The 9463-nt window shown below is 70.6% G+C and carries 8 protein-coding genes; 3 read left to right on the forward strand and 5 right to left on the reverse strand.

The window, feature by feature from the left end; all coding sequences use genetic code 11:
• From G6045_RS36480 to G6045_RS36500, 5 genes are all read right to left on the reverse strand, one after another.
• Positions 1-1708: bifunctional uroporphyrinogen-III C-methyltransferase/uroporphyrinogen-III synthase (locus tag G6045_RS36480; protein ID WP_165336520.1), on the reverse strand; the 1708-nt coding region annotated here is incomplete at its 3' end.
• Positions 1705-2664, reverse strand: coding sequence for a hydroxymethylbilane synthase (hemC, locus tag G6045_RS36485; RefSeq protein ID WP_165336521.1), 960 nt, complete (start codon positions 2662-2664; stop codon positions 1705-1707). The genes hemC and G6045_RS36480, both read right to left, overlap by 4 nt.
• Positions 2661-4292, reverse strand: coding sequence for a glutamyl-tRNA reductase (locus tag G6045_RS36490; RefSeq protein WP_165336522.1), 1632 nt, complete (start codon positions 4290-4292; stop codon positions 2661-2663). The genes hemC and G6045_RS36490 overlap by 4 nt, the downstream gene beginning before the upstream one ends.
• Positions 4289-5059, reverse strand: coding sequence for a redox-sensing transcriptional repressor Rex (locus tag G6045_RS36495; protein WP_165336523.1), 771 nt, complete (start codon positions 5057-5059; stop codon positions 4289-4291). The genes G6045_RS36490 and G6045_RS36495 overlap by 4 nt, the downstream gene beginning before the upstream one ends.
• A 361-nt stretch (positions 5060-5420) precedes the next feature.
• The gene (locus tag G6045_RS36500) at positions 5421-5699 is read right to left on the reverse strand and encodes a glutaredoxin family protein (RefSeq protein ID WP_165336524.1); all 279 of its coding nucleotides are present in this window, start codon (positions 5697-5699) and stop codon (positions 5421-5423) included.
• A 148-nt stretch (positions 5700-5847) separates the two neighbouring features.
• Here G6045_RS36500 and G6045_RS36505 point away from each other — a divergent pair, with 148 nt between their 5' ends.
• From G6045_RS36505 to G6045_RS36515, 3 genes are all read left to right on the forward strand, one after another.
• The gene (locus tag G6045_RS36505) at positions 5848-6795 is read left to right on the forward strand and encodes an HAD family hydrolase (RefSeq protein ID WP_165336525.1); all 948 of its coding nucleotides are present in this window, start codon (positions 5848-5850) and stop codon (positions 6793-6795) included.
• Between the two features lie 350 nt (positions 6796-7145).
• Positions 7146-7949, forward strand: coding sequence for an ECF subfamily RNA polymerase sigma factor, BldN family (locus G6045_RS36510; protein WP_165336526.1), 804 nt, complete (start codon positions 7146-7148; stop codon positions 7947-7949).
• 287 nt (positions 7950-8236) lie between these two features.
• Positions 8237-9427, forward strand: a complete 1191-nt coding sequence (locus G6045_RS36515) for a DUF5667 domain-containing protein (protein WP_165336527.1) — start codon at positions 8237-8239, stop codon at positions 9425-9427.
• Positions 9428-9463 lie beyond the last annotated feature (36 nt).

Consider the following 9463-nt stretch of genomic DNA (forward strand, 5'->3'; position numbering starts at 1 on the left):
TGTGTATAAGAGACAGGTACGTGACGCTCCGGCCGCCGACCGTCTCCGTAGCCACCCGCCGACGCCGAGCGCCAGGCCGCCGCTCGGAGGGCCGCGTGACCGGGTCCCCGGCCTCAAGGGCCGCCGCCCGACGCGCGGACCCGAACTCCGCCAGCGCCTCGGCCAACTTGTGCACCGAAGGCTCCGGAGCCATCACATCCACGCGCAGCCCATGCTCCTCGGCCGTCTTGGCCGTGGCCGGCCCGATGCACGCGATCACGGTCACGTTGTGCGGCTTACCGGCGATACCCACCAGGTTCCGCACCGTCGACGACGAGGTGAAGAGCACCGCGTCGAAGCCGCCGCCCTTGATCGCCTCACGCGTATCGGCCGGCGGCGGCGAAGCGCGCACGGTCCGGTAGGCGGTGACGTCGTCGACCTCCCAGCCGAGGTCGATCAGACCCGCGACCAGCGTCTCGGTGGCGATATCGGCACGCGGCAGGAAGACACGGTCGATCGGGTCGAAGACCGGGTCGTACGGCGGCCAGTCCTCGAGAAGACCCGCGGCCGACTGCTCCCCGGAAGGCACCAGATCCGGCTTCACACCGAAGGCGATCAGCGCCTTGGCGGTCTGCTCCCCCACGGCCGCGACCTTGATCCCGGCGAAGGCACGCGCGTCGAGCCCGTACTCCTCGAACTTCTCGCGTACGGCCTTGACCGCGTTCACCGAGGTGAAGGCGATCCACTCGTAGCGCCCGGTGACCAGGCCCTTGACCGCGCGCTCCATCTGCTGCGGGGTGCGCGGCGGTTCGACGGCGATCGTCGGGACCTCGTGCGGCACGGCGCCGTACGAGACGAGCTGGTCGGAGAGCGAAGCCGCCTGCTCCTTGGTCCGCGGCACGAGCACCCGCCAGCCGAACAGCGGCTTGGACTCGAACCACGAGAGCTCTTCACGCCGGGCGGCACTGGAACGCTCACCGACCACGGCTATGACGGGCTGGTGCCCGTCCGGCGAGGGCAGCACCTTGGCCTGCTTGAGCACCTGGGCGACCGAGCCGAGCGTCGCGTTCCAGGTGCGCTGGCGCGTCGTCGTACCGGCGACGGTGACGGTCATCGGGGTGTCCGGCTTACGTCCGGCGGCGACCAGCTCACCGGCCGCCGCGGCCACGGTCTCCAGGGTGGTGGAGACGACGACCGTGCCGTCGGACGCACCGACCTCGGACCAGCAACGCTCGGACGCGGTACGGGCGTCGACGAACCGCACGTCCGCACCGCTGCCGTCCCGCAGCGGCACACCGGCGTACGCGGGCACACCGACCGCCGCGGCCACACCGGGCACCACCTCGAAGGGGATACCGGCGGAAACGCACGCGAGCATCTCCGCCGCGGCGTCCGAGTCGAGGCCCGGATCACCGGCCACCGCACGGACGACCCGCTTGCCGCCCCTCGCGGACGCCATGACAAGATTGGCTGCAACAGCCTCGGCGGCTACCGCTGTTGATGACGCGTCAGGCGTGCCCAGCGTCGCCGTGCCCTGCACGGCCACACCTTCACGGGCATGCGCCCGGACGACGTCGAGCACAGCGGGCTCGGCGATCAGCACGTCCGCGACGGCGAGCGCTTCGACGGCGCGCAGTGTCAGCAGGCCCGGGTCACCGGGGCCGGCACCGAGGAAGGTGACGTGCCCGGATGCGGGGGCTGCGGGATATTCAGAGGCGGTGGGGCTCAATGTGCTCGCTCCCCCATCAGACCGGCCGCACCCTTGGCCAGCATCTCGTCCGCGAGTTCGCGTCCGAGTGCCATGGCCTGGTCGTGGGTGGTGGGTACGGGACCGGTGGTGGACAGCTGCACCAGCGACGAGCCGTCGGTCGTGCCGACGACGCCGCGCAGGCGCATTTCCTTGACAACCTGTCCGTCAGCCAGGAGGTCGGCCAGCGCACCAACGGGTGCGGAGCAGCCGGCCTCCAGGGCGGCGAGCAGGGATCGCTCGGCGGTCACGGCGGCCCGGGTGTACGGGTCGTCGAGCTCGGCGAGCGTGGCGGCGAGCTCTGCGTTCGCAGCAGTGCACTCGATCGCCAAGGCTCCCTGACCGGGAGCCGGAAGCATGGTGTCGACCGACAGGAAGTCGGTCACCTCGTCGCTGCGTCCGATCCGGCTGAGCCCGGCCGCGGCGAGAACCACCGCGTCCAGCTCGCCCTTGCGGACGTATCCGACGCGGGTGTCGATGTTGCCGCGGATCGGCACGGTCTCGATGCGCATCCCGTGATTACGGGCGTACGCGTTCAACTGGGCCATCCTGCGCGGCGATCCGGTCCCCACCCGGGCGCCCGCGGGCAGCTCGGTGAAGGTCAGGCCGTCGCGCGCGATCAGTACGTCGCGCGGGTCCTCACGCCGCGGCATCGCGGCGACCACCAGGTCGTCGGGCTGCGCGGTCGGCAGGTCCTTGAGCGAGTGCACGGCGAAGTCGACCTCGCCGGCGAGCAGCGCGTCGCGCAACGCGGTCACGAAGACCCCGGTGCCGCCGATCTGCGCGAGGTGTGCGCGTGAGGTGTCCCCGTACGTGGTGATCTCCACCAACTCGACCTCGCGGCCGGTCAACTGGCGTACGGCGTCGGCCACATGACCGGACTGGGCCATGGCGAGCTTGCTTCGCCTTGTCCCGAGCCGGAGTGCTTTCTGGGTCATGCCCGCCCCTTTTTCTTGATGTCGGCGGTATCGGCCTTCGACACGGCTGCGACCGTCTCGGGGTCGAGGTCGAACAGAGTGCGCAGCGCGTCCGCGTACCCGGCGCCGCCGGGCTCGCTGGCGAGCTGCTTGACCCGCACGGTCGGTGCGTGCAGGAGCTTGTCCACGACGCGGCGCACGGTCTGGACGACCTCGGCCTGCTGTCGTTCGTCGAGATCGGGGAGCCGGCCGTTGAGCCGCGCGACCTCGCTGTCGACCACGTCGGCGGCCATGGTGCGCAGCGCGACCACGGTCGGCGTGATGTGCGCGGCCCGCTGGGCGGCGCCGAACGCGGCGACCTCATCGACCACTATGGCGCGCACCATGTCGACGTCGGCGGCCATCGGGGCGTCGGCCGAGGCCTCGGCGAGCGACTCGATGTCGACGAGGTGCACCCCGGCGACCTGGTGCACGGCGGCGTCGATGTCGCGCGGCATGGCGAGGTCGAGCAGCGCGAGCCGCACCCCGGAGTGCGGGGCGCCCTGACGCAGTCCCTTGGTCTTCACGGTGCCGGCCTCGCGCTCGAGCGTCGTGCCGTTGTCGGCCCAACTCCCGTGCAGATCGAGGGACTCGGCGTGCCCGGCGGCGTCGAGCCCGACCGGACAGGCCTCGTGGCCCTCGTGCGTGACGTCATGGCCTTCGACGATCCGTCCGTCGCGCGCGGCCGCGGCGGCCAGGCGCGCGACGAGGCTGCCGTCGGGGGCGCGCAGATCGGAGCCCTGAGCGGCGTGGGCACCCACACCGGCCGGCACCGGCCCCGCGAGCGCGGCGGTGATCGCGTCCGCGGTCAACACCAGGCCCGTCGCGCCGGTGCAGGAGACCGCGATGTCGACTCGTGTCAGCTCATCCGCCACGGCGTCCATCGAGGCGGCCCGGGCGGCAAGCGCCGGATGCTGCTCGATCAGCAGCTCGGCGAGGTGCTCGGCACGCTCGAACGTCCGGTTGGCGACGACGACTTCGGCGACACCGAGCCGCGCCAGCGTGGCCGCGGCGAGCGAGGACATCGAGCCGGCACCGATCACCAGGGCGCGCTTGCCGGCCGCCCACTCGGCGACCGGACGGCCGGTGGCGAGCTGCTCGAGACCGAAGGTGACGAGCGACTGTCCGGCCCGGTCGATCCCGGTCTCGGAGTGCGCCCGCTTGCCGACCCGAAGCGCCTGCTGGAACAGGTCGTTGAGCAGCCGGCCCGCGGTGTGCTGGTCCTGGGCGGTGGCGAGGGAGTCCTTGATCTGCCCGAGGATCTGGCCTTCGCCGACCACCATGGAGTCCAGGCCGCAGGCGACCGAGAACAGGTGGTGAACGGCCCGGTCCTCGTAGTGCACATAAAGATAAGGAGTGAGCTCCTCGAGCCCGACCCCGCAGTGCTGGGCGAGCAGCGTGGACAGCTCGGCGACCCCGGCGTGGAACTTGTCCACGTCGGCGTACAGCTCGATCCGGTTGCACGTGGCGAGCACCGCGGCTTCGGCGGTGGGCTCGGCGGCCACCGCGTCCTGCAGCAGCTTGATCTGAGCATCCGCGGTCAGGGCAGCCCGCTCCAGCACACTCACGGGTGCGCTGCGGTGGCTGAGGCCGACGACGAGAAGACTCATGCGGGCATCACGGCGGGTACGTCCCCGTCGGGTCCCTTCCGGTCGGCCTGCCCGGCCGCGCGGGCGGCGGGCGGCAGCGGGGCGGCTTCGGCGGCGGCGCTCTCCTCGCCGGCCTTGCGCTGCTCGTGGAAGGCCAGGATCTGCAGCTCGATCGAGAGGTCGACCTTGCGCACGTCGACGCCGTCGGGCACGGAGAGCACGGTCGGCGCGAAGTTCAGGATCGAGGTGACACCGGCGGCGACGAGCCGCTCGCACACCTGCTGGGCGGCGCCCGCGGGCGTCGCGATGACGCCGATCGACACCCCGTTGTCCTTGATGATCTTCTCGAGTTCATCGGTGTGCTGAACGGGCATCCCGGCGACGGGCTTTCCGGCCATCGCGGGATCGGCGTCGATCAGCGCGGCCACGCGGAAACCACGGGACGCGAAACCGCCGTAATTGGCAAGGGCGGCACCGAGGTTACCGATACCGACGATCACGACGGGCCAGTCCTGGGTGAGGCCCAGTTCGCGTGAGATCTGGTAGACGAGGTACTCGACGTCGTAGCCGACGCCTCGGGTGCCGTAGGACCCGAGGTACGAGAAGTCCTTGCGCAGCTTCGCGGAGTTGACCCCCGCGGCGGCTGCGAGTTCCTCGGAGGAGACCGTGGGAACGGAGCGCTCCGACAGCCCGGTCAGGGCGCGCAGATACAGCGGAAGCCTGGCGACGGTGGCCTCGGGAATCCCTCGGCTGCGGGTCGCCGGTCGGTGAGTTCGGCCAGTTGCCACGGTGCTCCTGCGGGTAGAGCGGGGCTGCAGGCGGTCTCGTGTCCCTGGACCGCCCCGTCGAATGCAGGCTATGTCTTTGTGAACGCGTGCACAAAGATGGTGTCCGCTTTGTCCGGCCAAAGTGACCGGGGTCACGCGCGAGTTATGCGCCGGCGGGAACTCGACGCCGCGTCCCACTCTCGGCAAACAAATTGGGGGCAAAACCGTACACACTCCTCACGATTCCTCGCCCCCGAGACCAAACCGCCCCCGATCCTAAAGGACTTTCCGGGCGCTTTACGCAGTCGTGCACGGCCTTCCGTACCGACCCGGCGGACATTCGGCGCCCCGCGCGGGGACTTACGCCCCTGGCGCCGAAGACTCACGCCCCCAGCGCACGCCGCAGCCGGTCCGGATCCACCTTCCAGAAGTCGTGCTGCTCGCCGTCGACGAGGATCACCGGGATCTGCTCCCAGTACTTACGGTGCAGCTCTTCGTCCTGCGTGATGTCCTCCTTCTCCATGGAGGCCCCGGTCTCGGCGCACACCTTCCTGATCTCCTGCTCGGCGACCTCGCAGAGATGACAGCCGGGCTTGCCGATCAAGGTGACAGTGCGCTCGGCGGGACTCTTCTTCCCGCTACGCCGGAACAGAGGGCTCATGCCTTCATTCTGCGCCCGCCCGCCACCGGATCCACCCCACGGGAACCCCGCCCGAGGCCACCTCCTTAACGCCCCGGTCGCGGAGTGTTCACAGCCTCCGAACCCGCCCGACCCGGGGAACCGCGCCCGAAATGGCTATGCTCACGACATGGCCGCTCTGGGATGGCTCACCCCCCGTAGGCGCTCCGCCACCGCGCGCAGCGTCCTGGCAGGCGAGGCCTCGGCCGAGGCCGCACGCAAATCCGAGCAGGAACTCCAGGAGAGTTACGAGCAGGAGCAGGCGAAGGCCAGGGACGCCGAGGAGCCGCCCTTCCCGGTCGAGGGCGACGACAAGGCCGCCGCCTTCTTCGACCTGGACAACACGGTCATGCAGGGCGCCGCGATCTTCCACTTCGGCCGCGGCCTGTACAAGCGGAAGTTCTTCCAGCGCCGCGAGCTCACGCGCTTCGCCTGGCAGCAGGCCTGGTTCCGCCTCGCAGGCGTCGAGGACCCCGAGCACATGCAGGACGCCCGCGACAGCGCCCTGTCCATCGTCAAGGGCCACCGCGTCTCGGAGCTGATGTCCATCGGCGAGGAGATCTACGACGAGTACATGGCCGAGCGCATCTGGCCCGGCACCCGCGCCCTGGCCCAGGCCCACCTGGACGCGGGCCAGAAGGTCTGGCTGGTCACGGCCGCCCCCGTGGAGATCGCCACGGTGATCGCCCGCCGCCTCGGCCTGACCGGCGCCCTCGGCACGGTCGCCGAGTCCGTCGACGGCATCTATACGGGCAAGCTCGTCGGCGAGCCCCTGCACGGCCCCGCCAAGGCCGAGGCCGTACGCGCCCTGGCCGGCGCCGAGAACCTCGACCTCGCCCGCTGTGCCGCGTACAGCGACTCGCACAACGACATCCCGATGCTGTCGCTCGTAGGACATCCGTACGCGATCAATCCCGACAGCAAACTGCGCAAGCACGCACGCGAGCGGGACTGGCGGCTGCGCGATTACCGCACCGGCCGCAAGGCCGCCAAGGTCGGCATCCCGGCCGCGGCCGGCGTCGGCGCGCTCGCGGGCGGCACCGCCGCCGCGATCGCCGTGCACCGCCGTCGCCGCTGAGCAACCGCGGGTCGTCACCGCGCATCGCGCCACCACACCGGCAATCCGTATCCCTTACCCGCGCACCGCTCCCGCCAGTCCTCTTGACGTGAGCTCGCGGAAAGTGACCACAACACGCCCTGCGCAAAGACAGATCACGGTCTGATCCGATCAACAACTGGTCACTCAGAGGTACTTGAACCGCCTGGACTGCGTAACAGAAGAGACGGAACCGGTGATTTGAGCAACTGGGTGTAGCGCTGCCTGTACGAAGCGTTATTCTCCTCAGACGCATCAAGGACCCGCCATTCGTCACGACGGGTGAACGGTCCCGCACTGCACGTGATGGAAGCTCTGCCTCTGGGAGTCCCGTGTACCCACACGTCGGGGTTGACGCCTCGGGCCTGGCTACGCTGCGCGCAACGGTCCAATCGCATCTGGACCACTTGCGCGGCTTCGTCCCCACCGCGTACGCCGTCCCCGCATTTGCCGTGCCGGTCGCTGTAGCAAGCGGCCCGGCCGGCCCCTGTTATGCCCTGGCCGAGGGCAGCACCGCCGCTGTCGGCAGACGGGGGCGCAGCTCTGGCGCCGCCGCGACCACCGCACGCCGTCCCGCGGCGGACAGTGACAGCGCCCGCATGATGGAGCTCGTCGAACGCGCACAGTCCGGGGAGGCCGACGCCTTCGGCCGCCTCTACGACCAGTACAGCGACACCGTGTACCGGTACATCTACTACCGAGTCGGCGGCAAGGCGACCGCCGAGGACCTCACCAGCGAGACCTTCCTGCGCGCCCTGCGCCGGATCGGCACCTTCACCTGGCAGGGCCGCGACTTCGGCGCCTGGCTGGTGACCATCGCGCGCAACCTGGTGGCCGACCACTTCAAATCCAGCCGTTTCCGGCTCGAGGTCACCACGGGCGAGATGCTCGACGCCAATGAAGTCGAGCGCAGCCCGGAGGACTCCGTCCTGGAGTCCCTCTCCAACGCGGCGCTGCTCGAGGCCGTCCGCCGCCTCAACCCGCAGCAGCAGGAGTGCGTGACCCTGCGCTTCCTGCAAGGGCTCTCGGTCGCCGAGACCGCACGCGTCATGAACAAGAACGAGGGCGCGATCAAGACCCTCCAGTACCGGGCCGTCCGCACCCTGGCCCGCCTGCTGCCGGACGACGTGCGCTGAGCGTCGCCCCCACCGACGGTCCGAATCCACCGACGGTCCGAAATCTCCACGGCCCGTAACTCCCAACTCACCCCTTGTGACGACCTGATGCTTCACGCGAAGAGACAGCGGTCCGATCATCTTTCGTCCGTAACCCAAGTGCCGCGACGGTCGTTGTGCGGGATGCAGGCTCCCTGTGGTCGCAGCCGGACCGCCCCCGCTCACTCGTTGGAGTGGACGCGCGGTCGGCGTGCAACCCTCAGGACCCCCTGGGGAGTCGGACGTCATGACGAGAGGAGGTGCCGCCAGTGATCGCACATGTCTCGGCACACCGGCGGGCGAACGCCTTCGCCCAGGCCCTGGAGGACGAGTCCACCCAGGGCACGGCGGCCGCACAGCAGTCGCGCGCGACTGACCAGCCCGAACTGACCGAACAGGGCCGCATGTTGGCCCTGGCGGACGGGCTCGCCGAGCTGCCGAAGCCGGAGATGGACCCCGAGGTCAAGGTTGTGCAGCGCGCACAGCTCGTGGCCGCCATGGAGGCCATGTTCGCGGGCGGCGGAGCGGACCCTTCCGTACCGGAGCAGCGCGCGCGCAAGGGCGCCCACCGGGCGAGCCCCATGGGCAAGTTCCGGCCGCGCTCACGCCTGTCCAAGGGCATTGCCGCGGGCGGGCTCACGGTCGGTGTGGCAGCCGGAGCGTTCAGCGGCGTGGCCGCTGCCAGCTCCGACGCCCTGCCGGGCGACTCGCTCTACGGGCTCAAGCGCGGTATGGAGGACCTCAAGCTCGGCATGGCCGACAATGACTCCTCACGCGGCGAGATCTACCTCGACCAGGCCTCCACGCGCCTGTTCGAGGCACGCCGCCTGATGGAGCGCGGCCGCGCCGGGGCCCTGGACCACGAGTCGGTGGGCGAGGTCAGGCGCGCGCTGAACGGGATGAAGCACGACGCCTCCGAGGGCCATCGGCTGCTCAGCGAGGCGTATGCGCGGGACGGGTCGCTCGGGCCCATCCAGGCGCTGTCGTCCTTCTCCCAGTCGCACCGCGACAGCTGGAGCGCCCTGCGCAATGTGCTGCCCCCACAGCTGGGCGACGTGAGCGACCAGGTCACCTCGGTCTTCGACGCCATAGAGGACGAGGTCGGCCCGCTGCAGTCGCTGCTGCCCACCCCGCCCCAGTCCGGCGGCGGCTCCGGCAACCCCGGCCGGAGCGCGGACAACGGCAGGACGGGCGGCGAGCGCACGACGCCCAGCACGGCCGGCACCCAGGGCGGTCAGCCGAGCGGCGACAGCAAGCCCAAGTCGCCGCCCAGCACCACCGAGGAGAACGAGGGCCTGCTCGGCGGCTCCACCGGCGGCCTGCTCGACCCGCCCGAGGAGCAGACCAGCCCCAGCCCCTCCGGCAAGGGCAGTCAGACGCCCGAGCCCGACATCACCCTGCCTCCGCTCCTGCCGGGCCTCCTTCCGGGCCTCGGCATCGATGGCGAGGACGCGGAGTAGCGGGTCATACGACGGTGGGGCGCCCCTCGCGAGAGG

It is taken from the genome of Streptomyces mesophilus (assembly GCF_011044995.1).
In the GTDB taxonomy this organism is placed as follows: domain Bacteria; phylum Actinomycetota; class Actinomycetes; order Streptomycetales; family Streptomycetaceae; genus Streptomyces; species Streptomyces mesophilus.

Excerpts from the sequence above, each read along its gene's own strand:
- hemC (WP_165336521.1), bottom strand. The coding sequence starts at position 2,664 with ATGACCCAGAAAGCACTCCGGCTCGGGACAAGGCGAAGCAAGCTCGCC.
- G6045_RS36490 (WP_165336522.1), bottom strand. The coding sequence starts at position 4,292 with ATGAGTCTTCTCGTCGTCGGCCTCAGCCACCGCAGCGCACCCGTGAGT.
- G6045_RS36500 (WP_165336524.1), bottom strand. The coding sequence starts at position 5,699 with ATGAGCCCTCTGTTCCGGCGTAGCGGGAAGAAGAGTCCCGCCGAGCGC.
- G6045_RS36505 (WP_165336525.1), top strand. The coding sequence starts at position 5,848 with ATGGCCGCTCTGGGATGGCTCACCCCCCGTAGGCGCTCCGCCACCGCG.